Genomic DNA, 26,190 nt, shown 5'->3' with positions numbered 1-26,190 from the left:
AAACAGTACGAAATCGTAGGGGCAGACATGGCTAGAGGCGGTATTAACCTGGTGCTGGTGCGCAAGGCTCGTGAAGCTCTGCTGTCGAGAGGGCAGAACCCTAGCATCGACGCGATACGCATCGAGCTTGGAAATACCGGCTCAAAGACAACGATTCAGCGATATTTAAAGGAGATTGAAGCACACGACCCCCGACCATTCGCTTCGCCTTCGCGCCTAAGTGATGAACTCACGGAGATGGTGAGCAAGATGCTTGAGCGCTTGCTGGAGGAGGGGAATGAAGCGCTGGCACACGAGCGATCTGCATTCGAGGTTGAGCGCAAAGCTATGAAGGCAGAGAGCAGTACACTTCAAGGTCACCTAGAACAGGCGCAACGGGAGATCACAAAACTGCAGTCTGCAATACAGGCCCAGGATGAAGAGCTCACGACCGTTCAATCCAGCCTTCAAACCGAGATTACGCGTAACGCCCGCATCAGCCAGAGCTGCAGTGACTTTGAGGTTCGTGTCCAAGAGAAGGACGCCCAGATCGAATCTCTGGAGGAGAAGCATTCGCATGCCAGAGAAGCACTCGAACACTACCGGATAGCAGTAAAGGAACAGCGCGACCAGGATCTAAACCGCCACGAGACTCAGATCTACCAGATGCAGCAAGAGATGACCCTGCTCCAGCAGACACTGATGGTTAAGCAGGAGGAAGCCACCCGCATGATCCGCGACAACGAACGGTTGATCGCGGAAAACCGCCAGCATGCCAAAGAGGCTAATCAGCATCGCGATGCTATCGAACATTTGAGAGGCGACCTGGGCATCGCTAATGCTGCGAGTGCTCGCGCGGAAGGGGCCAAAGAGCTTCTGGCTCACCAGCTCGAAACCAAGACCAAAGAGGCTAGCAAAGCTCGCTCCGATGCCACCGAGGCGCAGAGGAGGGAAAGCGATTTGGTTCAGAAACTCGCAATAGCTGAAGCTGAAATCACGCAATTTCGAGCCTCAAGCAATGCGGAAAGCCCGAAGGAGTAGGTCAGAAAGCTGCAATGGGTGAGGGGACGGGCGAAGGCGTACAAATGTACTCCTGGCAAGTTCTCTATCAAAAACCTCCGAGCGCCAACCTTACACTTAATGCTGCCAGGCCGGACTCGAGTGGTGGTCAGCAAAGAAATCAGAGTGGGCCTTATCTTTCCTCGGCCTTACACGCGCTGACGGGGTCACGAAATACAGCCTGCCTTTCGTCATGCGCCACTCGGGCATGATGTGCTGAACGTCCATCCCCTAGCAATTCGGCCTAAGCCAGCAACGGCAAGACCACTGCGTCTGAGCTAGTGAGGTGCGGTGGGCCGCGATGTGTAACGTAGTTCCAGCGCCCGTAGCAGCTATTCACTCACTAACCAGTAAGCCTTTGCCGAACCCTGACGTGCGTAGCCTATACAGAACGCCATCTTCTATTGAGTCCTGCTGTCGTTTCGTCAGTCGGCTGCTGATGGCGGCGACGGACACGCCCAGTTGCTCGTATATCGGTACGAGCGCTTGCGCAGAAGAGATGGCCGAGGCACGTACAAAAAGCCTATGATCAAAACCGTTAGCGATATCTTCTTCAAGCTGTGCAACTGCAGTTTGGGCAATCGCCCGATCAACATGCTCATCATCAAGCTCGTTATCTATGGGTGCCTCCCGGAAGACGATAGGGTCGAACGCCCCTTCAGACACGGCTCTCATCACAGGATATCGGTAGATCAGCTTGCCCGGAATAACGCGGTCATCGCGCCTGAAGGGGGTTGCCGTCAAAAATATAAATCGAGCGGTCGAGTAGTGATCCAGATACGCTGCCCAAGAGTCCGCCGGCGCATGGTGTGCTTCGTCGAAAATCACCACGTCAAAGAGATCGGGCGCTGCCCCCGGGGCAATCATTGGTGAAGAGCTGCTGGGGGTTGAGATCACGACGTCGAACTCCCGCAATTGTTCCCAGGCCTCAAGCGTTATCGGCCGCCCCGAATGCAAGTGAACGGAAGGTAGCGGCCCGTCTTCAGGTAGTGCACCGATGCGCCTGAGTGTTGAAAGGGTAGAAAAATGCGAGTGCACCTGTTTGCGCAGAGCACTTGATGGCTCGACGATGAGTATCCGGGTTGCTCCAAGTAGAAGCGGTAGCGACATCATCAATGATGTCTTTCCATATCCAGTGGGCAGGCAGATGATCGCGGGGTCGTCTTGCACGGAGAAATGGGCCAATGTTGCATGCATTGCGCCAAGCTGGCCCGGCCTAAAGCCGCTGTTAGGTGCGTCGGTTTGCTGAAGAAGCTTGAGTGATCCCGCCTGCTCTACGAAAAATCCACCCATTTCGACCGTCCTTGGATATTTCTAACCAATCCTAATGTGCGACGGGCTTAAAACAAGTGATAAAGGTACAAATTTCTTTCAGCGACCCTGGCTTCTGCTTGCTTCTGCAGGCATAGGGGATTAGGTGCTGGGATCCGAGCAACTCACAATGGCTCACCTGAGCGCGGCCCGTACGTCGCAATTGGTATAGATGTCGCTGCAGCGATCATCGGCGCTGTTTGTTCCGCAACGGACTCCCTAATGGCGCTGACGCTGCTGGTTTTATGTGGTGATCAACCAGACAAGCAAGCTAATACTTCCTCAGTTGAGGTAGCGTTTGTATCGTAGGCGGCATTCCTCGCGCTGCACCCAGCCCCTCGTCGGCCCTAAGTATCCGGACTCAATCGCTCATGTATCAAGGTTTCCGTTGGTTCAAAGCCGACTTTCAGGTTCAGACCCCCGAAGATGGCAGACATTGGAAAGACCACGATCTAAGGCTGGGTAATCCACGGAGGCCCAAAATCGGAGGAGAGGCCAGCGCTGATGACATCAGAAGCAAAGCCAGAGTGTTTCTCAGGCGCTGCCATGAGCTCGACCTTCAGATCATTGGCATCACCGATCACAATTTCTCTGGTGTGGAGGAACCTGAGGACTGGTTCCTAACTCACCTGGTGACTCTGAACAGACCAGTTGCTAAAGAGCTGGGCCGTGATCCGATCTGGATCTTTCCAGGGTTTGAGCTGGATCTCGGGTACCACGTGTTGTGTCTGTTCGAGCCCGCGCGAAAAACTGCCGATGTCCAGCGCGTAAACAAAGTGCTTATTGAGCTTGGCATGTTCGAGCGTGATCGATTTGAGAACGGGAAACCCGCGCTGCTTCCGCGCGACCGAGTCAATTTGCGCAAGCTACTGGACATAGTTCAAGGGAAGCATGGTGGGGTGGTCATTGCAGCCCACTCGGATCGAGAACGTGGTTTGTTCGAGGATTCCGCCAACCGGCAGGACTATCGCCAAAAGGATCTACTTGCAGTGGAGGTGACCCAGTACCCGCTGAGCACCAAAATGGCGAGCATCCTCAAGGGGCAGAGCAACGATTGGCGCAGGTTAGATAAGCCGCCTGCCTACGTGCAGTCCTCGGATGCAAAGTCACTCAAAACGGACAGTGAGGGGCGGCCTCTGCCCAATTCGTTGGGCTATCGCTACACCTGGGTCAAAAGCTCTGTCCCCTCAATCACGGCACTGAAGCAAGCCTTCGGAGACCCTCAATCGCGGCTTTCTCTGGACGAATGCCGACCGAGCGACACGCAGATCCATCCGCGAATCGTGTCGATTGAATGGAAGGGATTACGCAACCTTGAAGATGAGTCAATCTGGTTCTCTGAGAACCTGAATACATTGATCGGTGGCACAGGAACCGGTAAATCTACCATTCTTGAGCTGCTACGTATCGGTCTCGGGAGGGATGAGGGAGATGCGCTCTCATCTCGTATCCAAGACAAAATCGATCGCGCGAGAAATGTCCTGGACGACCACAGTGAGCTACAAATCACTTGGGAAGGGATGCCGGGTCAACGCGACGTCATCGCTTACACAAAGCAATCTGGACGTACCCTGGTGGAAGGTGACGCGCACGACGTCGCGGCTTACCTTCGTCATTTCCCAGTGCAGTTCTACAGCCAGCGGCAGCTATCAGAGCTCACCATGCCCGACGGAGCGCTTCAACTGCTCCAAATGATCGACGAGGGCTGCGCTGCGGATCTGGATAGCCTACGGAACGAAGAGTTCTCGGTGAAAGCGGAGATAGCTAGGCTCTACGCTGCTCAAAATCAGCTTCTGGCGCTGGACGTTGAGATTAACAACATCATCCAGGAGCTGACTGAAATCGATCGCGAGTGGCAGGCCCGGAAAGATGTACAGGGGGAGGCATCGAGCTATCTGCGTTCGCACTTTTCCAAGCGATATCAGAAGCAATTGCAGGAAGTAATGCGCAAAGACGTCGCAGAGCTTCAACAAGTCGTTGAAGCGGCAGCTCCAAACTGGAATCCCGCTGAGGTAGCTGCGACCTGGCCCCATGCCGAATGGCTTACACAAAAAACCATTGAGGTGAATCAGGCACGAGATGGATTTAAGCTCAGATTGATCGAATTACTGGCCGATATGGAGGCTTCGTCAGATCAGCTTTTTGACGATACGACCAAATGGCCAGCCATCAAGCGTGAGCTCGATACTACCTATACAACATTCGTTGCTGCCTGCGAGGAGCGTGGCCTCAAGCCTGAAGATGCGAGCCGCTTCCAGGAATTGGATCGGCTGAGACAGGCGAAACTGTCAGATCTGGATGGGAAGAGGAAAACTCGTGAACCTCTTCTGGACACTCCGACCTCGCTTAATAGGGCACATGCGCGACTCCACGAGATATGGGCGCAAGAGTTCGCCCTGCGCTCGGCAGTATGCGAACAGCTCACCGAACGTACTTCCGGTACCAGCCGGGTGACAATCAAGTACATGGGCGCTCAGGTCAGCTTCGACACGCTGTGGCAACGATTGATACCTACTGACTCTAGGATGGCCCCAGCCTGGAAAAGTATCGGCGATGCTTTCCGGCAACATTTCCTTTCCCAAGATCAAATTTCCGCCCCCAGCCCATGGGCCCTTATCGGCTCGATGCTTCACAACGGAGAGCCGCTTCCAGGAGTACTTGAGCAGTTCCGGGAAGAGCTCCTTGCTCACATCCGTAGCTCAAGCGAGGCCTGGTTGAAGATGAATCTTGAGCGTATTCCTGACCTCGTGGATATTGAGCTGTATCGAACCGATCGCACGCTTATCGGTAGCCTGTCCAGCCATCGCCTTTCAGAGGGGCAACGCAATACCGCCGTACTCTGCATGCTATTGGTAATGGAAGGGGGCCCGCTGATTCTGGATCAGCCGGAAGACGACGTGGATGTCAGCTTCGTTTACCACGAGCTCGTGCCTCTCCTGCGTCGCGTGAAACTGAAGCGACAGCTTATCGTTGCAACCCATAACGTGAACATCCCAGTGAATGGCGACGCTGAATTCGTGCTGGCGCTCGAATCAGTAGCGGGGAAAGGTAGGCCACTCGCTCAAGGCGGGATGGACAGGATTGAAACCGCTAGAGCAGTCATGAACATCATGGAAGGGGCGCAGGAGGCCTTCATACAACGGCGAGAGAAGTACCACCTGGACTAAGTGTCTGCGCCATCAGCTGAACAAGGGCTAGGCAGACCACAGCCACCGTTCGCTCGTGCATCGCGCAGGCAGCCGCCGTGATGGAATGCCCCGTGATTCCGCCGCAATCGGGTTCGAGGTGAGCGAGCAACCCTGATAGCCATTGAAAGGGCAGTAGGCCCTTATGGCGATGGCGATAATGCGCAGGGATACAGATGTACTCCTTCCATGCTTCAGGGAAATGGTCTTCTATGCGGTTCAACGTAGGACGGTCGATCGCTGTCCTCTTTCCAGTTGGCATGGGGCCTGGCAGTAGGATCTGCCAGTTCCCAAGAGCGCTTGTCGACACAATACGACGATGCCATTTACCACTAAGATGGCTGGGCCCCTCAACCGCTCATTTAGTCATCACTTGTAACAACATCCTCCACTAAAATGCTCTGTGCTTCCTTGAGGTGATGGCAAACGACCACCATCAGGGGATTGAAGGTCGAACAGGAGGCGCAGGTGTGGATTTGCGCCGCCGCGTATTATCGCGAGTTTTTCACGTCGATAGTGACTAATGCAGTGACCAGCTACCGCCGGAAACCTGGCATGGACAGTTTGACTCGCATCTACAAGCAAGACGTTGGAGCCATAGCCTTCGCAGTGCTCGACCACGTCCTGCCTAATGCAAATGTGCCGCGCGTGGATAGCAGTTACATCCCTGTCCGGCAGCGACTACGGTCTCATGTGAGTTATCACGTGCTCAAACGCCTTGTAAATGACCAAGCTGTGCCAGCAGAGCTCAGAGACACCCTGTTCTCGATTGATCTAGGGCTTTGACCCCGAAGCGGTGGTTCCTTCCACTACTCAGCGGCGCACAGTTCGGCTTGAGATGAACAACTGGCAACTTTGTTTCGGTGGAATGGAGCAGGGCTTGTCGCGCGTAAATCTGGAAGTGATGAGATACCCAGGCTTTTGAGCGCGTCCTTGGTTTCGAGGTCTGCAATGTCAGCTTTGAGTCGCTGCACGAGGGCCTCGATTGGTTCGCCACTATCCACGCTCAACGTCAATGTGAACAGTGTCAGAGGACTCACCCCCATCGCATCACTGATGGCTATCAGCTTGTCGACAGTTGGGCTTGAAAGCCCATGCTCCAGCTTCAGCATGTAGCCACGGCTGCTAGCACCCGCCATTTTCTTATGCGTGAGCCCGCGGCTAATTCGGATGGATTTCAGTACAGTGGCGAAACCTGTTTTAAGCGACATTCATGCTCCTGGCCAAGGAGAGGCGGGAAGGGCCCACCCACATCAGTTGCAGCGGGAAGACCCGATATAGAGCGTCAGAGAGTACCACAGGCACTGTAGCCACCGACCAACCTGAGGGATCATTCTGCGGACGGCAGGTGATCAACCCGCGCTTCGGCGTCAGAGCCCTTGAAGCGGCCTTTGAAAGCTTCACCGTTAGCGAGTTATAACAACGTTAAGCCTCAGATAGGCATGAATACCACGCAATTCATAACCTGCCGCATTGCAGCGGAAAGTTAATCTACACTAGTCTCGGCAAGCTGCGCTCTTGATAATCCCGAGCTTAATAATTCAGAGCCTCCTGAATGGATCGAGTGATCTGTCGAGCCACTTCGACGCTATTTGTAGAGATATTCATGTCTACACACGCGGAAATTAATGTCTCCATGCGATCGTTGATGGCCATTAGATTTCCAGCACTAACTTCATATTCAAGCTCAAGGGATCTAAACATTCCGTGGGTGATCTTTATGTTGTGGCGATTTATTTTGTGGTTTCGAATGAAAAGCCTGGTGATGTGTACCTCTTTCCGAACCTCGCGACTAAGATCGATCCTTCCTTCTCTGAGTAGCTTGGAGAACTCATTCTCGTCGTACCGATACGAATTCGCCACTCTGTCATCATCAAGGTTTTTAGTGTACCCACTGTCAATCATCGCTTTTGCAATGGCCTTGTCGATCTTGGGGTTTCGAGAGTCGATTAGCGCCTGGTAAATATCATTTATTGTTTGGACACTATTGTTAATTGGCCTAAGTAGAGTTTTGGCCTTTCTTGTCCACTGAACAGTCGCTTTCTGATGCGCTGGATGAAGTTTAGATGCGTCCGCGTGCAGAATCTCTTCTGAGGTCGCCTTCTTTATTACATCAGGTACGACACTAAAATCGTGAGCACCTTCAATGTCTGCGGGAGTACAGTAGTGAATATTATCTACGGCCTTGATTCCCCCGGCATTCAGCGACTCTGCGACGAATCGTGAGCAAAACTGGCCTGTTGATTTTTTCGTCTTAGGCTTTTTTTCGCGAGAGGAGCGTATAGCTTCTGGAACGCTGTACGTGGTGGCGACGCTTGTCCGCGCGTGCCAAGCCATCTTTGCTAGTGCTTCATCACTGAGCTCACCGCTATATCTAATCACCTTCAAATCATCTTCGTTCTTAACGTAGAATCGATTTGGGACTCTGGTGAATACACTTCCTCCTTTAGTTGATTCGAATATAGTGCCTTCAAGATAAATCATAGCATGAGAGTAATTGCTGCCAGTCTTTGCCTTTATAATCTCACTGTGAGGTTTGTGGCCGGACTCTAGAATTACGTCTCCATCTTTCAACAGGTCAAGCCGCAAAACATATCCTTCCTGAGCTGGCGTCATTATACTTTCCATACTACTCCCTGATGGGGTAAGGCGAAAGATTCGCAGATTTAAGTTCATGCCTAACACTTGGCGCGACGATGTTTTAGCACGTTTAAGACGCCTCTATCAAGTCAGCCCTACACCATCTAATGGATACTTTAAAAACCCTCAGACTGTATTTTATACCCAAAGGTTACCATGCAGCTTTACCGTGATCGCCGGTACCTGTGGCCGGATCAAGATATTCCGCCGATGATGATGCGCAGCCCTCGGATCGCTGCCATGATCTGCGGCTACGACTATCATGAGCATCCCACCCTGGGAGACACCCAGTTCAACTGGCACAACACCGGTACTCGCATCGCAGGCCTGATTGACCGTCAATCGAACAAGATCGCTGTCGCGACCGAGTTTGGTGACAAAGTTCAGCTCTTCACGGGTGTGGGATTGGGTGTCGTCATCCAAACTCAGGCTTTGACGTGTGTTCGTAGCGCAACCCGCGGGGCTGCGTGCGACTGGACGTATCCCTAATGCCCTGTGACCTAATCGAAGGGGTTAGCCCGCGGCCAGCGAATTCAAAATTTCTCTCTGTCGGCTGGTTAAGCCAAAATAGATGACGGTGCAGTCGCCACCAGCCTCAGGTTTTGAGGTCGTCCGGGTAGTCTTCGACTGGCAACTCCCCAACCGGGCCCTCAGGCTTTTGCTGCGACTCCTCAAAATGCATTGCCAGGCACAGATAGATAAGCGCCGCCCTGGACAGCTTCAGCATCAACAGGCTCTTCGCGTAGAGGTCATCCCTATCGAGCACAAATGCCAAGTGATCACTCAAGAGCCCAGAATGCTCGCCAATCCAATGGCAAGAATCCACGATTTTGGCGTACTTGTGCTCAAGGTGGTTTCTCAATTCATCAAGCGCCTGAGCATCAGGTCGAGCCACATACTTTAGCTCCTTGGAGTAGATGTCCTGGGATACCCAATACAGCGCGCGAAGCGGATGATTCCGCGTGGATACGAACTCATCACGCACAACCCGCGGCTGGAGTAGACGGCCATTTTTGTCCGATTTGAACCATACAGTCCGAAAACCTACCGCCTTCTCGGGTATGCCCAGCTTCCAGTAGGCGTTGATAAAGTAGGCAAGCTTATCCAGTAACGAATAGGCGCTGCGATAGGCAGTCTTGATCTGCTCTAGCCCCATGCCATAGAGCGCGTAATCGCAATTGAAGGCGAGTGACATGCCCCTGTCCGCCACATGACCGGGTTTGGCGTGATCCCCCAAATAGAGACAATGACGGGCGAACCCGTACTCCTGCTTCAGCTGGTTGTAAAAGCCGAGGTACGTGATTCCAGCCTTGGCATCATGACCGGGTAACCTCAGGACGTCTTGAGCGGCGGCGGGGAATGCTCCCAAGTCGTTCATGGGATTAAGGAATAGCTCTTCCTGAAGACACCATCGCCGGTAACGCCGTTCCTCCTTCGAGGAGCCGAGGCTGTGCTCTAACAGCTCTGCGTCACCATCGTCGTCGACGGACTCGGCCAGCCTGTCGTGATGCTGTTTGAAAAACTCTATCGCTTCAGGATAGGTCGCACCATCACGGCCCACGCCACCCTCGATGGCTGATGCCAGCTTGCGTCGGGCATGCACAAGGAGCCAATAGGTGTGATTAGGGTCGTAAAGCGCACTGCCGTATTGAGCCAAGCCAATGCCAAGGTTGCCCAGCGCCATACCCAGGATCGGATTGTCTTCCAAGGCGTTGCGCCATTCCCCGAGCGCCTCGATCCAACGTCCACACGCCCTGAGCGCATTGCCTAGATTACAATGGATTCTCGATCGAAGCATTGGTGCCAGCTCTTTAAAGCCTGAGTGCTGTACAGAGGCACGCAGGAAATAAAGCTGTTTTAGCAGAGCAGGGTGCTCTAGGGTATCGTCCTCCCATGACTGCACCTCCAGCTTCCTCAGCTCGGCCCATGCATTGGAACATGAGTAGTAAACGAGGCATCCGTTCTCCGGCTCGACGCGCGAAGCCACTAAGTCAGCTAGCTGCGTCGCATGCCGCAAGATGCCTTCATCGGCGCCATCACCTGCAGCATCGATCAATGAGTCATAGAGGCGTCGGAGACGAGGAGCGTCACCTGGGCTGCCGAGCTGTTCATTCAATGCCTTCAGAAGGTGAGAGCGGTCGTCGGCGTGGGGTTCATAACCCTGCTGAGAAAACCGGCTGGCGAAATCGTCCATGGGCAATCACCGCGATGAGGAGCTGATTATCTTAGCTGCCTTAGCCGACCGTCTACTAAGTCAAACCCCTGTCGCTCTCTCATGGGCGGCTATGAGGCATTCAACAGCTTTTCAAGCTGCGCATGCTCCCAAGTGCTCAATAACTCTACAGGGTCATTACTGTACGACTGCGACGAATTGAAAACGTACGCGCGGCCATCTGGGCTGTAGCAGCTGTCGCAGTAATCGAGGGCGTCGCAATCTTTGTAGAACGTGAGCACCCAGCCGTCGGCCTCGACTGTCATTGAGCCACAATGGATTTCAGCCCAAGACTGCTGGCCAATGCGGCGCATCGTGCGAACCCCTAGAGCAATGTCTCGCAGGATTTGATAGGCCTCGCGGGCTGTTAGTGGTTTTGCTGCCAAACGAAAATACCTGTGCGTATTGGGGCTTTCGGCCTGTTCGCGCCCGGCCTGGGCCGACAGCATGGTAAATGAAACTTGACGACTTGGGCGGGCTACGCGGCCATCAATTTGGGCTGTGCTGATATCCGCGACGGCTACACAACCACGCGGGTATACCGAATGACCAACCCCCCCGGTAGGAACCGGCCGAATCGTCTAGCCCCAATGGATTTTTCATGGCATATAGCTAGCACATCCAGGGAGGGATGGTGTCGGCCAGGTTGACGCTCAGCAACCCTCTCCCTGCCACTGAATCAGGTGAGGGCAGCGCTGTGTATCTTTCGGCTTTGAAAATCGAAAACTTCCGCCAGTTCGGCCAAGGCGGTCATGCGTTGAACATCCAGTTCAACGAAGGCGTGACTGCCCTCGTAGGTGAAAACGACGCGGGTAAAACCGCAGTGATCGATGCGATTCGCTACGTTCTGCAGACTCGTGATGCTGAGTATCTGAGGCTTCAGATTGAGGACTTTCACATCGCCAACGATGGCACCCAGGCGGAAGCCATCACTCTCAGGTGTACGCTGGAAGGACTGAGCTCCGCGGAACTCGGCGCTTTCGCTGAGTACGTGACCTACAAGGATGGTGTTGGGAGGCTCTACGTTCACTGGTCGGCTCGCCGCATCGTTGCCTCTGCCTCGACTCGTAAATGGGTCGACATCTCGATTCGTTCGGGTGAAAACGGAGAAGGCCCGTCCTTGGACGTGGGTGTACGGCAACTACTGGCCACCGCGTACCTGAAACCGCTGCGCGACGCAGAACGAGAGATGTCGCCGGGCAGAAACTCCCGCCTGTCTCAAGTACTCAGTAGTTTCCCGAATATTGACGCCGGCAGCGCCTTTGATCCTGCGGCGCTTCCAGCTGACCTTGCTGACGCTGAGGCCCTCAGTATTGCAGGCATGGGCGACTATCTTCGCCACCTGGTGAACAGCCACGGCGCAATCGTCTCCGCGCAGAAGGAAATCAACGACACCTACCTGCGTCCGCTCTCCCTTGCTGGCCAGCCACTGACAAGTCGCATTGGTTTCGGGGAGGCGGGAACGGATCCCGCCAAACTCAAACAGATCCTGGAGCGTTTGGAGCTGGGGCTGTTGGATCACGCCACAGGTGAAGCCCGCGGCGTTTATGGGCTGGGCTCGAACAACGTGCTGTTCATGGCCTGTGAGCTACTGCTGCTCGGTAAGGAGCCCGACGGACTTCCGTTGCTCCTCATCGAAGAGCCAGAAGCGCACCTACATCCTCAGCGCCAGCTCCAGTTGATGGAGTTTCTTGAGGCTGCGGCTCAGCCAGCTACAGGCTTGAGGCCGGTTCAAGTCATATTGACCACGCACAGCCCCAACCTGAGTTCGAAAATTCCGTTGCAGAACCTGGTTCTGATGCAGCGGCAGCAGGCGTTCTCCCTTGCAGAAGAGCAAACCTGCCTTGCTCCTGACGACTATCGCTTCCTCAGCCGCTTCCTAGACGTGACCAAAGCGGGTCTGTTCTTCGCCAAGGGATTGCTGGTCGTAGAAGGCGATGCCGAAGCCATTCTGTTGCCGTCGCTCGCTCGGCGACTTGGCAAAGATCTCACCAAGCATGGCGTATCGATCATCAACGTGGGCGGTGTTGGTTTGCGGCGCTACTCGAAAATCCTGCAGCGAAAAGACACCTCCAAGGGCGAGATATCCGTGCCTACCGCCTGCATTACGGACATGGACGTGATGCCGGACTGTGCCCCCGAGATTTTGAGTCTAAAGGGAGTAAAAGGGGCTGTATGGCCAGACAAAGCCGATCGACGCTGGCGCGCGATGAAAGACTTCGGTGCCACACCGCTTGACCTTGAAAAAGGACTCAAGGATCACCGCGAGAAGCGAGCAGAAAGTGACGGGCAATGCGTGCGCACATTCGTTGCGGATCACTGGACGCTTGAGTACGACCTGGCGTTCAAGGGGCTTTCGAAGGAAGTCCACCATGCCGCATACCTGGCCATCAATGAGGAAAAGATCGACGAAGGCAAGGAGACCAAGGTCACGCTGCTGAAGAAGGCGCGGACAGCTTTCGACAAGATCCAGACGACCTATGCCACCGAGGATGCAAGGTGTTCCGCGATCTACAAACTGTTCAAAAGAGCTTCTAAAGCGATCGCAGCCCAGCACCTGATCGATTTGATCGACCAGCGGTTTGAAAACAAAACCCTGGACGCCACGACGCTGCGTGGGCTGCTGCCCACTTATGTTGTCCACGCGATCGAGTACGCAACCGGAGGTGCCGCACTGACCACAACCTCCAGCCCGGCTCACACTCTCGTGGTGTCGGCAGCACCGGCAGGCTCAGCTGATCCGCTGGAAGAGGTCGCCGAATGACGCTTAGCCAACTGGTTGCCCCCATCACTGATGCCGATGTGGATTGGGTCATCAAGCTCATGGGGCTGGAAACGCTGGACGAGCCTCGTCGTGATTTCTTGAAATCCATGGATACCATCGATGTAGCGGCTTGCCCGGGGAGCGGCAAAACGACCCTGGTCGTGGCGAAATTGGCCATCCTGGCTCGCCATTGGAAGAGCCGTATGCAGGGTATCTGCGTGCTTTCACACACCAACGCGGCCAGGGAAGAGATCGAGAAACGCCTCGGCGGTACGGAAGTAGGTCAACGGCTGCTGCGCTTCCCTCACTATATCGACACCATCCATGGTTTCACCGGACGATTCTTGGCTTCACCATGGCTGCGCTCGAAAGGGATTGCACTGCAGGCCATTGACGATGACCTCACGCATAAGGCACGCCGAAGAAAGCTGACGGATAGCGAGCATTTTGGTGCTAAGACGGCCTTTGAGATGAAGCACAAAAGCCTCCACAGCTTGCGAGTCCGGTCTGCTGATTTCGATCATCCACTGGGGGATGAAGAAATCGGTTTTGCGCCACACACCGCCACCTACAAAAGTGTGGTGAAATCGCTGAGCGGCGCTGCCAAGGCAGGTTATTTCTGCTTCGATGAAGTGTTCGTGCTGGGCCACGCCTTACTCGACCAAGAGCCAGCTGTGGGCGGCGCATTGCGTCTGCGCTTCCCGTGCGTGTTGATCGATGAGATGCAGGACACCCAACCTGACCAGGCGGGCATACTGCAACGGGTTTTTCCCCACGATGACCCAGATGTTCGCGTCATCCGCGTTGGCGACCCAAACCAGGAAATCTTTGAGAAGAAGACACCACAGTCGGATCCGTTCCCTGACCCAAAGCGTCAGTTGGAGATCGCCAGCAGCTTCCGCTTTGATCAGGCCATTGCGTCGATTGCCAACCCGTTTGCCTATGTCCCGATCACAGATGGCTTGAAAGGGCTGCGGACTAAAGGCGAACCCAGCACCATCCCGAACACGATCATCGTCTTTCCGGACAAGGATGCAACCGGAGTGCTGGACGAATTCGGCAAGCTGGTGCTGAAACATCTACCGGAAGATATCCGCGAGAAGGGTGTGTTCGCCGTCGGCGCCGTGCATCGGCTTGAGAACTTCAAACCCAACCAGTACCCGAAAGCCTTGGAGCATTATTGGCCATCCTATCGGTCTGACACGACCAAGACGTCGTTCAAGCCCCGCACGTTTGCCGAGGGCGCACATATCGCGCGCCGCTATGCGATGAAGGAGCCCACGGCCAATTCAGCCGTTGAGCTTCTGGCCTCGTGTCTGATCAACCTCGGTGAGTTGGCTTTCCCTCGTAGCCTGGTTCAGATACGAGGTCGGCACCAAGCCGCTGTACATGAGAAATTCACGACCAAGCCCGAAGCCTTCGCTCGGTACCGCGAGTGTCTCCAGCAGATGCTGTTTGTGCCGTCCGAAATCACTCAGCAGGACTGGGTCAAGGTCATCGCACCGAAACTCATGGCGCTGGCTGCCGCGCTCTATGATTCTGAGGGTGTGGCAGCTGAAATCCTGGGCCGCCAATACCTTGCCTATGAGCCGGCTCCGGTTGCCACTGAAGCCGGAGAAACAGGGGGATCCCTTGTAAACACCTACCGTTTCCAGGATGTCTCCGCCGGCGTCGATATCCGGATGTCATCCATTCACTCGGAAAAGGGCAAGACGCACGCAGCGACGATAATCTTGGAGACCTTTAGGGGCAGCCACTTCATCCAGAAACTCATGCCATGTCTTGAGGGCAAAAAAGCAGCTACCAAGAGGCCTCAGGAAACAGCGAAGAAAGACATGATGCTGATGTACGTCGGGATGACCCGTCCGTCGCACATGTTGTGCTTGGCCATACGCCAGAGTTCATTGGGGGAGGGCGCTACTGGGGTAAAACGCAGGGCTGCGCTTGAGAAAGCTGGCTGGTCGATTCTGGAGCTTGCAGCGTCAGCACCCGCCCCTTAGTCACCGACCGCCACTGTGCGGACAGTAAAGCCCGATGCTTTGCCATGAATGACCAACAGCAAGGACGCAGCAATAATGAAACCCGAGATGTCAGAATTTTCCTACGGCTTCGCCTTCACCAACGAGCTGATCACAGCGCCTGGCGCTCATGTAGTGGCTGCCCCCGAGTTTCCTTCACTGCAGAAGGAGGGAAAACCGGGTGGTGGCTACGACGTCAAGATTCCTTTCGGATCGCCACTGTTTCTGCAGTTCAAGCTGAGCCATCGCTTGGAGCGCACAAACTGCAAGGAATTCACGCTGATGGGGGGCGCCTACTACCGTTGGCACCTGCATGCGTTACGGCATTCCGCGCAGCATGATTTGCTACTGGAGCTCGAAAACACGGGTAGCGAAGTCTATTACGTAGCCCCAGCGTTCCATCTAAGCGCCGAGCTCAATACGCATTACCTGTCGAAGCAGATCGTCGACAACTCATTCGGGTTCCGCCCCAATGATATCGGTGTGTTGCCTGACGATGATGAGCACTACGTCGTGTTCAATAGCCACCCTGTGGCCTACCGATGTTCGGATGACCCATCGCAAGTTAAAACCCACATGATGAGTGATCTTCTAGGTACCTCCCGGGATCAACGAGCCACCCGGGATCTGGATGAGGGCGGGATTCGCCAACTTGGCCAGCTGATCGTTGACGCGCTCCGTAAAAGCAGAGGCCGGCGCCTGATCGGGCACAAGTCGGTCAATCCAGATGAAGTCGCGCGGGCAATCGATGGCGAGCCTACGCTTCGCACGCTCGCATTTATTTCGCGTACAGTCTTGGACTCCGAGCTGCTCATCGTCAGAAATGAGCCAACGGCGAAGCGCATCCGTCGCAAGCGAGGGTAGGTGGGTAATGTGTCGTTTGGGCCCTGGACTCCAGCTGCAGTCTTGAAGGGTTCCCCACGACCGAGCAAATGTTGAGTTCTGGGGGAGCCTCATACGCATTCGGCTGGGCACCCACCGCCTAAGATCGGGATCTAAAAACTAAGGTTTACCTTAGTTTTTGCGGTTTTTGTCACGGTTGGCTAGAGAATCTTAGCTATGTCTTAGTTTTCCCCCGGCTGCACCAAGGCGATCGGGTGAACGGGTCGACTACGAGAGCCGCAGATTCCCATCTGCTTCGCCTTCGACAAGACATCACGAGACGCCCAGTGCAGAGGGAGGCATCAGACCCAGTTGATCATTCCTCGGTGGGTTAAGATCATTCAGCCGATGACAAAGTGAAGGGAGGGCGGCTATGGCAGTAGTGTTCTTTCTGCCGTGGGTAGCGGCTGCTGAAGAGCTGCGGATCGCTGACATGTGCTTGATGCCTTACGAGCGGGGGCGACTACCTGGCGAGCTTCTGGGCATCCCGCAGGCAGCTTTCGATGGTGTCTTGGGCAACTACGGCGACCGGGGATTCGGTTCTCAGCCCTCTCATCCAGTCCATCAGGCAGCGCTTGTCATCTGGAACGATGACACACCTGGCATGGAGGTTTCGGACGCTCAGATCCAGCAGCGCTTGGTGCAGAGTTCCTATCTTGCGTTCTCCGCCTTGGCAGGCCGATCGCTATGCTCAGCGTTCAAGTACTACAACGCCGACACACTCCAGGTCGTCGCGCAGAGGTTTGATATTGCCTCACCGGCTCACTCCTGCACGACCACCCGCCGGCGTGACGGTGGAACGCGAAACATGCTGGCGGGGAGTGGAGGGCTCAAGTTCATTCGGCCGTACCACGTCGACAATCGCGCGGGGATCTCGATCGACACGCCACTGCTCGAAGCACTGCTCAAGCTACCTGACGGGGAACTAAAGGAACGCATAGACGAGGCGATCGTGTCATTTCTCAGGGCCAATACCGATGCCCCATCCATGGATGAGCGATCCGAGCTGATCCTGATGAGGGTTGCCGTAGACACGCTGCTCAACGTCCCGCATGAAAAAGCTGCCTTCCGCAGGGCCATCAACGAGCACTTCGATGAGCTACCGAACCCGCCCACTTGGCATAAAGGAAACCTGGACGAGTCGTGGTGGCGCAAGCACTGGGACAAAAACGTCAATCGCCCGCTCGACGCCTGGGTTCACGATTTCTGTGCCGCTCGAAACGCCGCAGCTCATGGCCCCGCAAATGGTGAGAAGGGAAGCATCTGGCCTCGCCATAACCACCTAATTTTCTCGGCTTGGTTATTGCCCCTGATCGTCAAGAAGCTGCTTGTCCAAGGGGGGCTTTACGAATTCAGCGCTGAGGACAAGGTCGCCCGGGCGGGATTTGAAGTTTTTCTGGCTCACGATCTGCTGGCAACCACCGACGAGCATGAGAACCAGGTCTGGTGGCAGGTAGCTGAATCCGCGCTTTTCCTGCCGCTCTTCGCAGAGCGACTACGCCGAGCCTGTGAATGAGGGCAACAGCCTTAGCAGTGACCGCGTTTGGGCTTTGGCTCTTGAATCCTGAAATCCAGCACACGGGTCTGATCGAACTCGACTCTCCGACGCAGTTTAATGGCACCCTAGACATCGCTAGCAATGCCAAAACAATGCTACTCCAGTTCCCACCCCAGTAGAGACCGACATGTCCTTCACTCATGCGCATCAGACAGCAATGGCGCAGCAGCGCAACAGGGGGCGGTGCCTCCACTACGACAATGGGGCCCGCTGCGACGCCATCATCTCCGCGCACTCAATTCAGAAGGGTGGTCAGCTAAACCTGATCGTAGAACAGGGTCATGTCTACCAACTGTCCGCCGATCTCACCACGTTGAAATCCACCGGGGGTAAGCCTCAACTGAAGAAAGTAGGCATCAATAAGGTGTCCACCTTCCGTGGCATGTGCAAGCACCACGACAACAGGTTGTTCGCACCAATCGATGACAGACCGCTGGCATTCGATCACGAACAGATTGCTCTCTATGTGTACCGCAGCATTTGTCGCGAGTACTTCGTGAAAGAAAACGCCGCACGCTCTCTAGCAGCGATGATTGATCACCCTGGCGTACCTCAGGCAAACCGCCAACTGCTGCTGGACTCAGCTCAAGGACAGGCATTTGGTTTTCAACAACTCCACCGACACAAACTCATCTGCGATGCGGCAATTTCACAAGGCAATTTCGCGCAGTTTCGGTTTATCGCATTTCGGTCGAGCTCACCATGCTCGGTTCAGGCCTCAGGACTACTCTTCCCAGATTATGACTTTCTTGGTCGCAAGCTCCAGGATCTGGGGCCAGAGGCCGAGGCGCTCGACTTACTGACATTCTTTACCGCTCCCACGCAGGACGGTTGGGCGTACGTGCTCGCGTGGCATGTGTCGAGCGACCAATCTTGTCAGTGGGTGCGTGAGTCCATGCAGGAAGGGTTTATCCAGGGTGCAAAGCTTGAGGATATGCTGATGCGGCTTTCACTGGCCTGTGAGAATCATGCTATCCGAATCTCCTGGTGGGACGGTTTACCCCCATCGGCTCAGAGTGCAGGCCTTACCGCACTGTCAGTGGGGACTGACCCAAGAGTAGTAACACCACCAGACTACCTGGCTCATGGCTGTGAAGGCCTTGCTGACTGGACGTTTGAATATGTCCATGACGGTGCGGGAATGTAGGCCACTCGGTCTTCTAGGTAGGGCATGGATGCCCTCACTTGGGCTTAGGACTGACCTATCGGGAATTCGGGCTCGAAGAGACCGGCTGATCGGGATGATCGTACAGAGAGAACGCGATGAGATTGAACAAAGAATTGGTTCGAGAAATTTTGCTAGCAGTCGAGGCGAGCGACAAATCACCACGCTCTTGGATAAACCTTTCTAGTGAGGGGCACGGAGAGGAAGTGATCGCATACCACGTGATGCTGCTTGATGAAGCCGGCCTGCTTGTAGCTCAGGATCTCAGCTCCATGAGCAGGTTCGACTGGAGACCCAAACGTCTAACTATCAGTGGTCACGAATACCTCGACACCATAAGGGACAACGAGGTCTGGCGCCTTACCAAGGCTGGGGCTGAGAAAGCCGGAGGAGCGAGCCTGGCAATCATGCTTGAACTCGGAAAAGCCTATGGTAAGCAGGTGCTCAAGGATCGCCTAGGAATAGACATCCCTTGATGATCCCACGCCACCGCTATGCAGTGCTAACGGTGGACAACGGTTCAGAACCGCGCTGGTAATCGGGCTTAAAAACTGAGCCTGACATCCGCGAGGTTACCGATCGTAGGTGTTACCACCTGTACTGATCTTGTAGATGGTTTCGGAGTAGGGCAGACGCGCAATGATGGTGGTAGCGTTCACCACAGCTCCCATCGTCATGCCGCGGCAAAGCAGGTTCACATAGCCCTGGATACGCACGCACATCGCATCAGCGCTATCGATGAAATTCGTCTTGTTGAGGCGGAGCATGATGACTGTCCTTCCCTCAGGTACCGCTCCAATTGGCGGTACTGCGAAGATTGTGATCTGGGTGTAAACGACCAAGCAGAGTAGGGCGATACCCCCTGCGATTACAGCCTTTTTCATGGGATGAGAGTCCTATCTCAGAATCAATCGATGCGCTTAACGATGCCGAACCGGCCTTCTTTAAAGTCTGTTGCTCGAAGCACATCGGGAGCTGCCTGGTCGCAGCTGTAGGTCGCGTAGCTCACTGGCGGCCTGCCGAATCGATCCGAGCGACGATCTGCGCAACCTGAAGAGGAGGCAACAATGTACAGCGGCTTGATTATTGAGTCATTTGGGACTTGCAGCCCCATAGAGAAGCGGATGCTTGGCTTGTGAGCAAAATCGTTAGCGTCGTCGTGGTAGTTACCCAGGAAGGTTGCATAGCTACTCCAGCTAACGAACTCAAAGCCCATGACACCAAGCCGCTTAAGCTCACCACCGTTTGATGCGTAAACGATCAGAGGGGCCAGGCGGGGATCTTTGCTCTTGGACGAGTAGGTCACCTTCGCGGTGATGTACCGAGATCCACGCTCAGCTGATCGGTACTCATACTCATCCCCGTGGTCGTTGAAGCTCCATTGGCCGGCCACTTGAGCAGACTGAAGCGAGACGGCGCTGTCGTCCGCGGTGAACGAGCCTTTGACTGGGATTGCTTTCATTCCTAGAGCCGCCAGCCGGCGCTCTTCTTGTTCCTTAGCTTCGCGATCCTTGACCATTTTCTGCAAAAGGCCATTTCCGATCGTGGCTTCAGCGGAGTCGGCGTAGCGGGAGGTTAACGATGCCAAGGCTGTTTTCGCGGTCGTCTCGTCCCCTGCATCCACAGCTTTTCTTACCTGGGCTAAGAACACTGCCGGTGTCTCTTTGAGAGTCTTATTTTCCTGTTCGAGCTGAGTGATCCTGGTTTTCGCAGCTGCAATCTGTGCTTGCAGAGAACTAACATCTTCACGAAGACTCTCCGCCTGCTTTCTGTAGGCTTCGCCACCATCTCCACATCCCGTAAGGGAAAGAGCCATACAAGAAACCAGCAAACCATTCCTCACGAAACACTCCTTGGGCATTCCTCGCATCAGGCGTGGCAATTTAACATCATTCCGCAATCGTTGAAACTCTGCTGGAGAGAAACTCGCTCGCAAATCGCTACCTTGATAAGGCAAAAGAAGAGAAGGGTGCCCTCAAAACGAGTGCAACAACTAACCGGGGAATATCACGGACACCATCTAGGTAATATTCGGCTTTTTACCTGCGAGCTCCAGATTTGCGCGCGCCGAACGACGTACCTGGCTGAACGTCAACTGGGCGAGTTTAGCTGCAGTTTGTGGTGCATCTGGCAGCATCTCATCATTCCTTGCGGCATTCGCAATAGCCGCCCGATGCCGTTGAATCACGCCATGGGCACTGCCAGCAGTCATGCCATTCGACTTCCGATTTTCTTGCAGCGTGCAAACATCAGGAAGCGCATCTTTGGTCGTCAGTCCTCGAGATTCAACAAAGTCGTTCAAAATCGGAATGAATTGAGGGCAAAGCGGGCGCTCTGTTTCTAGAGGCGCTCCTGGGTTGTCAATGAATACCCAATGGCTACAGCCAGGCGGATCACCAAGCTTGGCCGACCGTGTATAAGTCATAAATTGGCTTAGCAAACCTACATACTGACCGTCCCGGCATAATCTAGCCAGTGGAATAGTCGTAAATCTCGCTACAGCTAACATGAATCGGCACATCTCGTATTCGGGGCTGGTATGGCGCCAGTACTCGAGGTGTGCGAAAAGCCAATCCATTTCCTTATGCGACAGATTTGCAGCGGCCATGCCCTTATCTGCCGGGGTTTCCGGAGTCTTAGCCATGACCGGAGCCGGCTCCTTCCGAACGCGGATACGCCACAAATAATTGAGAAAATGAAAGGTGATACCGTGTACCTTGCGCATGACTGTGCTGACGATCGGAGCCTCAGGGACGGGTCGATAGCATGGGCGCCATGCCGGGTTAATGGGCTGCTTTGTGAGAATCGGATGGCCTCTGAACAGGAAGCGACATCCAGCCGTACTCTGACTGATCCAATTGTCGTCAGGCTGCTTTATGAAGTGCAAAAATCGCGTAAGGCTCTCGTTATCCCATTCCGTCATGGGCCGCCGATCAATCAGAAAACTCCAGTTCAGCGCCATCTGTAGCACAGATGTGTAGTCCAAGTATCGACTAGCCCAAGGTGTTGGCTTGGTCTGCATTGACTCAATGATGAAGTCCGCGGCGTGACGACACATTTCGACTGGCAGGCAGGATGGGTCGACATCGGATAACCGTCGCTGTACATGGACATTTGCCGGGAAATCCATGCCTTCGTTTAAGCAGCGGACGAACGTCGACATCATGGGGAAAATTGGGAACGGGTCTGACGTCCAGTCCATGAGAAATGCACTTTTTGTGAGTTCAAGATAAGTGTAGCCGGGCGAGCTTCACGGATGTGGTTAGTCGTTTGTCGGATGCTGACGATGCGCCGATAGGAGGATGTTAGACAACCCATTTAGAAAGAGTACGATTAAACGACTGGAGGTTTGGATGCTTCAAATTTCCGCGCAAAGGGCGTCCAGTATCAAGAAACGATCCAGATGGACACGGAATCATGAAGGTCAGGACAAGGTCTTGAATTTCCTACGGTTCGAGCGTCCAGATTCAGAAAATTTTCGTCCGATCATTAGGAAACGCTGACACCTGAACCCTTACGACATAAAACAGGATTTAACATAATATACATTATGCGTACCCATGGGCTTCACCGTGGGGGTGCTTCTGCTGATCATTTGAGCACAGCCTGGTCAACCAGAACCGGCGTGAGAAAAAGAACCAGCTCAGTGCTGGTGGACACTGTCGAGCTGCTGGTGAACAACCATTTGAAGCCAGGGATTTTACCTAGGAACGGCACGCTTCTAACGACGGTTGTGTCCAGATCCGAATAAACACCACCTACAGCAATCGTCTGGCCGAACGGTGAAAAAACCCGGGAAGTCAGCGAGGTCGTGTTGATCGGTGGGACGCCATTCATAGCGTTTGAATAATCAGGCTCATCCTTTGAAAGGATGACATCGAGCAGCACGCCTTTATCGTTAACGATTGGTGTCACGTCGAGCGATAAAGCAGCCTGCTTGAAAGATGTGGACGTTGCACCGTCGCCGGCCGATTGCTGATAAGGAACCTGAGAGCCTTTAACAATTTTGGCTTGATGACGGTCGGAGGTGTAAACACGCGGGCTGGAAATAACCTTGCCCTTGCCCTCCTGTTCCATAGCAGAAAGCCTAGCATCGAGCGTCAAAGCGCTTGAGACAATACCAACCGCACCGATGGCACCAGATGAAAAACCAAGTGGAACAGAGCCTGAAACAGTTCCTGAGCCACTGCCCAGAGTGCCACCCCATTGAACGCCCAAATTCTTGGAATATGAGCGATCAACCTGAACGATACGAGCCTGAATCATGACTTGTTTTCTAGAGTAATCGACCGCCGAAATAAGAGTTTTAAGCTGATCCAACCGCGGCTTACTCATACGAGCAACAATCACAGAAGAACCGTCTTCAACACTCAAACTTTCTCCAGTATCGAGAGGAAAAGCTTTTACTGCATCAGAAGCCAAGATGTTATGAACCTTAAGAATTGAAATCTCAAAAGCGTTAGCACCAAAAGAAAGGCCACTTTGCGCTTGTTGATTTGGTGCAACCGGATAAGAACCCTCGCCGTATGTATCGCGGGAACGTGGATAAGCACTAACCCGAAGAAAATTGCCCTCAACAGAATATAAAAGGCCTTTGGTTGACGTTACATATTCGATAGCTTGGTCCCAAGATACGTCTCTCATTCTCATAGAAAGGGAGCCTCTAACATTATCGTCAAGGACTAAGTTCAAGCCGCGATAATCAGCGAGAAGCTGTAAAGCTGATGAAACCTGAATTGTCTGAAAATCAAAGGTGAGCTGCTGCGGAACAGACTCAGCATGCGCAAAAGAAAGGAAGAAAAACAGAACAACAGACAGGTAGGCGCGACGAATAAAAATACAGATTTTCATAAGATATGTTCCGGATGGCTGGTCGATTAATTGGGAGAGGCGTTAGCGCTACGCTAAACCCCTCCCCCAATTAATCCCCCGACAATTGAGTTAGGTTTTTTTAGAGACCAATTTGTTATTTTGAAACCATCAACGAGACAATATGCCTCAGTGTAATCAGGAAAATACCGGCAATGTGAAAAAGATATGTAGCGAGTGTTCCCATTAGCATCTGCAATAAGAGCCAGAGATTCCGAGATAGCCCGCGATGATGGATCAGGCTTTGAAGGGTGGACAAAGCCCACCAGACGCCAAGTGGTCGAGATCGGTGGTTCAGGCGGCGCGGAAGGCACAGCGGGGCCTTTAGCCGGTACTGATGCAGACGCAACATGCTTCACACCTGGAGCATCAGTCGAAAAGAATTTTTTAACGAGGAAGATGCCGCCCAGGACGAAGACGAGCGCGCAGATAAGCGAAGCCCAAAGACCAAAAGAACGCAGGATGCTAGAACGCCCATCTGCCGAAGACTCATCACCAACCTCACCCGAATTTGACTGAGTTGCAGATTTGTAGAAAGGAAAAATCGTAGACTTGAAAGTGCCGGCTGTAGTTCGGACTAACTTTGTTTTTGAGGGAGCATCGCCAGTTACGGCACCATTGTAGATATCGACCTTGAACGCTTTCTTGCTCAGCTTTCTGATGCGGTAGGTTGTTTCAATAAGAAGGCGAACCCACGAGGAAATCTGCGCGAGGTCTTGTGTTACCAAAACGACGCGCATGGAGTTGCCTTTTTCATCGACTCGATGTCTATGCTCAGCAAGCAGGGATTTATCAGTGAAGTTAGCATGGTTTACGTTCTGGCCAGCAGGCCAGCGCCTCCAGCACTCATCGATAATTGCAACCGACCCGGCAGGAATTACATCAGCCAAGTCGGAAAGCTCGAACCAGTCAGAAGGCAATTGCGTTACATTGCCGCCAAATGCGGCTAACAAATCATCAACAGCAAGTGGAATGTTAGTTACAACATGTCGATTCTGTTTAAGCGAAGGTATAACCACATGCTCAACGACACCGTAGCTTTTGCCATGGCCGGGTTTTCCAACGTAAGCATGAATAGCCATAAATCACCCAATGAAAGGAATTCGACGAATAAGAAAACGAATTGAATAGGCTGTAAGAATGGATGCTATGCCAAAAGGGACATTCAAAAAGCCAAGAAAGTACATTACCGAATCAGGTATTTGCTCAAAACCAGAAACCAAAGGCCCGAGAAATGGAGTTAAGCCGCGCTCAAGAACGCTTAAAAGCCCGTCGAGCAACCATCCAAAGAAAGAAGCAACAAGTTCAAAAATAAAGCTGAAAAGATCGTCAATAAGCTGAAGAAGCCAGCGAGCAAACTCACCCATAAATCACCTATGCGGAGAAAATTATAATGACAGCAACAAGCATCCAAGCAGCATATGTTGCTAACTTAAGAACAGGCTCTATCTGAGCAAACAAAACACAATGAGCATCGAGAATAATAGTACGGTCAAATAACTCAAACTGACCTGTAGGGCACTGATGAGGGACGTTTGCTAACTCACTAAAAGAATGTACGGTTTCGTCAACCTTTTTACCTATATCACTTTCCTGATATTGGTTGCTCAGGTCTTTAGGAAGTTGAGTTGTAGCCGTTTCTACTGAACCGTCCTCATCAAGGTAATGGCCTAATTGTGATGAAAGGGTTCCAGGACTCTTAAACTCAACACCAACAGTGCCAGAGACGACTGTAGGACCACCTGTGCTACCACCACCTGTTCCGCCACCGGGGTTAGGGTCAGTCCCGCCGTCATCGCCACCACCACCGCCACCGGGATCAGGAGTGGTATCAGGGTTAAGCTCAGCCCCGGCAGACGCAGCAGCGTATCCCGACGAAACGGTGCAGGAGCCAGCAGAAGAATTAACAGCAACGACGAAGTTACAAAAACCATCGGAAGCACCAGCAGAAGTACGATAACAGGTAGAGGCGGTTGCAGAAGAAGCATAGTAAATACAGCTGTTATGACACAGGTTCTCAGGGGTAACTTGTGAGACTGACCACGAAACATACGCTTTTTCCCCGCTCTGAATGATAGGAGCCGTCTTGCCCTTAAGCTCAACTGTAGCAGGACACGCTACAGAAGCGCCGGGAACAATACCAATACGGATAGAGCGATCTGAAATAGAGCCGTCAGCCAAGGTCATGTGAGCAACGATAGTGCAAGTACCTACAATTTCCTGAACATACGTGCATCCAGAATCGGTGTAAGTCTCACCAGCAGCTGGAGAAGCTTTGTAAGCGGCAAGAATCTTGGCGGATATTGAAGCCTTTTCAATATTAACAACCTCAGACAAGCCGGGTTGACGGCTCATATCGCTGGGCTTAACCGACCAAGTCGCACAAAAAGCAACGGACGGAAAGAATAACATCAAAAAAGCAAGGTAGCTTTTCATGTTACCACTCATGGAAAACAGCAAAAGCACAGCTGGAACCGATCACAAAAAAGGCGAATATATAAAGCTGTTCCATAAATCGACTCCAATAAAAAGGGGGTACGAATACCCC

Annotated in this window: 21 protein-coding genes; 9 read left to right on the top strand and 12 right to left on the bottom strand. The window is 53.5% G+C overall.

Going from position 1 to position 26,190, the window contains the following annotated elements; translation table 11 throughout:
- Positions 1-27: 27 nt before the first annotated feature.
- Positions 28-1,020, top strand: a complete 993-nt coding sequence (locus ACVWSC_RS13845; RefSeq protein WP_442114152.1) for a DNA-binding protein — start codon at positions 28-30, stop codon at positions 1,018-1,020.
- Between the two features lie 354 nt (positions 1,021-1,374).
- Here ACVWSC_RS13845 and ACVWSC_RS13840 read toward each other — a convergent pair whose 3' ends face one another.
- Positions 1,375-2,331 (bottom strand): DEAD/DEAH box helicase family protein, encoded by a 957-nt coding sequence (locus ACVWSC_RS13840; RefSeq protein ID WP_442114151.1) that lies wholly within the window; start codon positions 2,329-2,331, stop codon positions 1,375-1,377.
- A gap of 389 nt (positions 2,332-2,720) precedes the next feature.
- Between ACVWSC_RS13840 and ACVWSC_RS13835 the strand changes: the two genes are divergently transcribed.
- Positions 2,721-5,516: a TrlF family AAA-like ATPase gene (locus tag ACVWSC_RS13835; protein WP_442114150.1), complete on the top strand. Its 2,796-nt coding sequence runs from the start codon at positions 2,721-2,723 to the stop codon at positions 5,514-5,516.
- A gap of 827 nt (positions 5,517-6,343) precedes the next feature.
- Here ACVWSC_RS13835 and ACVWSC_RS13830 read toward each other — a convergent pair.
- Together ACVWSC_RS13830 and ACVWSC_RS13825 are read right to left on the bottom strand one after the other, a co-directional pair.
- Entirely contained in the window at positions 6,344-6,745 is a 402-nt protein-coding gene (locus tag ACVWSC_RS13830; protein WP_442114149.1) for a helix-turn-helix domain-containing protein, read from the bottom strand.
- A gap of 322 nt (positions 6,746-7,067) precedes the next feature.
- The gene (locus ACVWSC_RS13825; RefSeq protein ID WP_442114148.1) at positions 7,068-8,150 is read right to left on the bottom strand and encodes a hypothetical protein; all 1,083 of its coding nucleotides are present in this window, start codon (positions 8,148-8,150) and stop codon (positions 7,068-7,070) included.
- A 180-nt stretch (positions 8,151-8,330) separates the two neighbouring features.
- Between ACVWSC_RS13825 and ACVWSC_RS13820 the strand changes: the two genes are divergently transcribed.
- Complete coding sequence (locus tag ACVWSC_RS13820) at positions 8,331-8,663, top strand: hypothetical protein (protein WP_442114147.1); 333 nt, start codon at positions 8,331-8,333, stop codon at positions 8,661-8,663.
- 106 nt (positions 8,664-8,769) lie between these two features.
- On the opposite strand, the gene ACVWSC_RS13815 is transcribed toward ACVWSC_RS13820, so the two are convergent.
- Both ACVWSC_RS13815 and ACVWSC_RS13810 read right to left on the bottom strand, forming a co-directional pair.
- Entirely contained in the window at positions 8,770-10,368 is a 1,599-nt protein-coding gene (locus tag ACVWSC_RS13815) for an LA2681 family HEPN domain-containing protein (RefSeq protein ID WP_442114146.1), read from the bottom strand.
- Positions 10,369-10,457: 89 nt separating this feature from the next.
- The gene (locus ACVWSC_RS13810; RefSeq protein WP_442114300.1) at positions 10,458-10,772 is read right to left on the bottom strand and encodes a DUF7693 family protein; all 315 of its coding nucleotides are present in this window, start codon (positions 10,770-10,772) and stop codon (positions 10,458-10,460) included.
- A 260-nt stretch (positions 10,773-11,032) separates the two neighbouring features.
- On the opposite strand from ACVWSC_RS13810, the gene ACVWSC_RS13805 reads away from it, so the two are divergent.
- The 6 genes from ACVWSC_RS13805 (at position 11,033) to ACVWSC_RS13780 (ending at position 19,249) form a co-directional block, all read left to right on the top strand.
- The gene (locus ACVWSC_RS13805; protein ID WP_442114145.1) at positions 11,033-13,150 is read left to right on the top strand and encodes an ATP-dependent nuclease; all 2,118 of its coding nucleotides are present in this window, start codon (positions 11,033-11,035) and stop codon (positions 13,148-13,150) included.
- Positions 13,147-15,150: a UvrD-helicase domain-containing protein gene (locus ACVWSC_RS13800; protein WP_442114144.1), complete on the top strand. Its 2,004-nt coding sequence runs from the start codon at positions 13,147-13,149 to the stop codon at positions 15,148-15,150. Before ACVWSC_RS13805 ends, ACVWSC_RS13800 begins: the two co-directional genes overlap by 4 nt.
- Positions 15,151-15,225: 75 nt before the next feature.
- Entirely contained in the window at positions 15,226-16,032 is an 807-nt protein-coding gene (locus tag ACVWSC_RS13795) for a hypothetical protein (RefSeq protein WP_442114143.1), read from the top strand.
- Positions 16,033-16,423: 391 nt separating this feature from the next.
- Positions 16,424-17,566 carry a hypothetical protein gene (locus ACVWSC_RS13790; protein WP_442114142.1) on the top strand — a complete coding sequence of 381 codons (1,143 nt, stop codon included), beginning with the start codon at positions 16,424-16,426 and terminating at the stop codon, positions 17,564-17,566.
- Between the two features lie 169 nt (positions 17,567-17,735).
- Entirely contained in the window at positions 17,736-18,755 is a 1,020-nt protein-coding gene (locus ACVWSC_RS13785; RefSeq protein ID WP_442114141.1) for a hypothetical protein, read from the top strand.
- Between the two features lie 116 nt (positions 18,756-18,871).
- The gene (locus ACVWSC_RS13780) at positions 18,872-19,249 is read left to right on the top strand and encodes a DUF2513 domain-containing protein (RefSeq protein ID WP_442114140.1); all 378 of its coding nucleotides are present in this window, start codon (positions 18,872-18,874) and stop codon (positions 19,247-19,249) included.
- Between the two features lie 96 nt (positions 19,250-19,345).
- On the opposite strand, the gene ACVWSC_RS13775 is transcribed toward ACVWSC_RS13780, so the two are convergent.
- The 7 genes from ACVWSC_RS13775 to ACVWSC_RS13745 all read right to left on the bottom strand — a co-directional run bounded on the left by ACVWSC_RS13775 (position 19,346) and on the right by ACVWSC_RS13745 (position 26,078).
- Positions 19,346-19,540 (bottom strand): hypothetical protein, encoded by a 195-nt coding sequence (locus ACVWSC_RS13775; RefSeq protein WP_442114139.1) that lies wholly within the window; start codon positions 19,538-19,540, stop codon positions 19,346-19,348.
- A 140-nt stretch (positions 19,541-19,680) separates the two neighbouring features.
- Positions 19,681-20,616, bottom strand: coding sequence for a hypothetical protein (locus tag ACVWSC_RS13770; RefSeq protein WP_442114138.1), 936 nt, complete (start codon positions 20,614-20,616; stop codon positions 19,681-19,683).
- A 177-nt stretch (positions 20,617-20,793) separates the two neighbouring features.
- Positions 20,794-21,417, bottom strand: a complete 624-nt coding sequence (locus tag ACVWSC_RS13765) for a hypothetical protein (protein ID WP_442114137.1) — start codon at positions 21,415-21,417, stop codon at positions 20,794-20,796.
- Positions 21,418-22,364: 947 nt separating this feature from the next.
- On the bottom strand, positions 22,365-23,624 hold the full coding sequence (locus ACVWSC_RS13760) for a hypothetical protein (RefSeq protein ID WP_476461737.1): 1,260 nt from the start codon (positions 23,622-23,624) through the stop codon (positions 22,365-22,367).
- A gap of 53 nt (positions 23,625-23,677) precedes the next feature.
- A complete protein-coding gene (locus tag ACVWSC_RS13755; RefSeq protein ID WP_169918917.1) occupies positions 23,678-24,724 on the bottom strand; it encodes a zonular occludens toxin domain-containing protein in 1,047 nt (348 codons plus the stop codon).
- A 3-nt stretch (positions 24,725-24,727) separates the two neighbouring features.
- Positions 24,728-25,009 carry a DUF2523 domain-containing protein gene (locus tag ACVWSC_RS13750; RefSeq protein WP_169918916.1) on the bottom strand — a complete coding sequence of 94 codons (282 nt, stop codon included), beginning with the start codon at positions 25,007-25,009 and terminating at the stop codon, positions 24,728-24,730.
- A gap of 7 nt (positions 25,010-25,016) precedes the next feature.
- Positions 25,017-26,078, bottom strand: a complete 1,062-nt coding sequence (locus tag ACVWSC_RS13745; RefSeq protein WP_476461736.1) for a hypothetical protein — start codon at positions 26,076-26,078, stop codon at positions 25,017-25,019.
- Between the last annotated feature and the right edge of the window lie 112 nt (positions 26,079-26,190).

It is taken from the genome of Pseudomonas sp. NUPR-002, assembly GCF_056322725.1.
The sequence above is the reverse complement of the archived record's forward strand: the minus strand, read 5'-3'. Positions and strand labels throughout refer to the sequence as shown.

Excerpts from the sequence above, each read along its gene's own strand:
- ACVWSC_RS13785 (WP_442114141.1), top strand. The coding sequence starts at position 17,736 with ATGTCCTTCACTCATGCGCATCAGACAGCAATGGCGCAGCAGCGCAAC.
- ACVWSC_RS13820 (WP_442114147.1), top strand. The coding sequence starts at position 8,331 with ATGCAGCTTTACCGTGATCGCCGGTACCTGTGGCCGGATCAAGATATT.
- ACVWSC_RS13750 (WP_169918916.1), bottom strand. The coding sequence starts at position 25,009 with ATGGGTGAGTTTGCTCGCTGGCTTCTTCAGCTTATTGACGATCTTTTC.
- ACVWSC_RS13825 (WP_442114148.1), bottom strand. The coding sequence starts at position 8,150 with ATGACGCCAGCTCAGGAAGGATATGTTTTGCGGCTTGACCTGTTGAAA.
- ACVWSC_RS13845 (WP_442114152.1), top strand. The coding sequence starts at position 28 with ATGGCTAGAGGCGGTATTAACCTGGTGCTGGTGCGCAAGGCTCGTGAA.
- ACVWSC_RS13765 (WP_442114137.1), bottom strand. The coding sequence starts at position 21,417 with ATGGCTAAGACTCCGGAAACCCCGGCAGATAAGGGCATGGCCGCTGCA.
- ACVWSC_RS13780 (WP_442114140.1), top strand. The coding sequence starts at position 18,872 with ATGAGATTGAACAAAGAATTGGTTCGAGAAATTTTGCTAGCAGTCGAG.
- ACVWSC_RS13840 (WP_442114151.1), bottom strand. The coding sequence starts at position 2,331 with ATGGGTGGATTTTTCGTAGAGCAGGCGGGATCACTCAAGCTTCTTCAG.
- ACVWSC_RS13795 (WP_442114143.1), top strand. The coding sequence starts at position 15,226 with ATGAAACCCGAGATGTCAGAATTTTCCTACGGCTTCGCCTTCACCAAC.
- ACVWSC_RS13815 (WP_442114146.1), bottom strand. The coding sequence starts at position 10,368 with ATGGACGATTTCGCCAGCCGGTTTTCTCAGCAGGGTTATGAACCCCAC.
- ACVWSC_RS13760 (WP_476461737.1), bottom strand. The coding sequence starts at position 23,624 with ATGAAAATCTGTATTTTTATTCGTCGCGCCTACCTGTCTGTTGTTCTG.
- ACVWSC_RS13745 (WP_476461736.1), bottom strand. The coding sequence starts at position 26,078 with ATGAAAAGCTACCTTGCTTTTTTGATGTTATTCTTTCCGTCCGTTGCT.
- ACVWSC_RS13800 (WP_442114144.1), top strand. The coding sequence starts at position 13,147 with ATGACGCTTAGCCAACTGGTTGCCCCCATCACTGATGCCGATGTGGAT.
- ACVWSC_RS13775 (WP_442114139.1), bottom strand. The coding sequence starts at position 19,540 with ATGCTCCGCCTCAACAAGACGAATTTCATCGATAGCGCTGATGCGATG.
- ACVWSC_RS13835 (WP_442114150.1), top strand. The coding sequence starts at position 2,721 with ATGTATCAAGGTTTCCGTTGGTTCAAAGCCGACTTTCAGGTTCAGACC.
- ACVWSC_RS13790 (WP_442114142.1), top strand. The coding sequence starts at position 16,424 with ATGGCAGTAGTGTTCTTTCTGCCGTGGGTAGCGGCTGCTGAAGAGCTG.
- ACVWSC_RS13755 (WP_169918917.1), bottom strand. The coding sequence starts at position 24,724 with ATGGCTATTCATGCTTACGTTGGAAAACCCGGCCATGGCAAAAGCTAC.
- ACVWSC_RS13830 (WP_442114149.1), bottom strand. The coding sequence starts at position 6,745 with ATGTCGCTTAAAACAGGTTTCGCCACTGTACTGAAATCCATCCGAATT.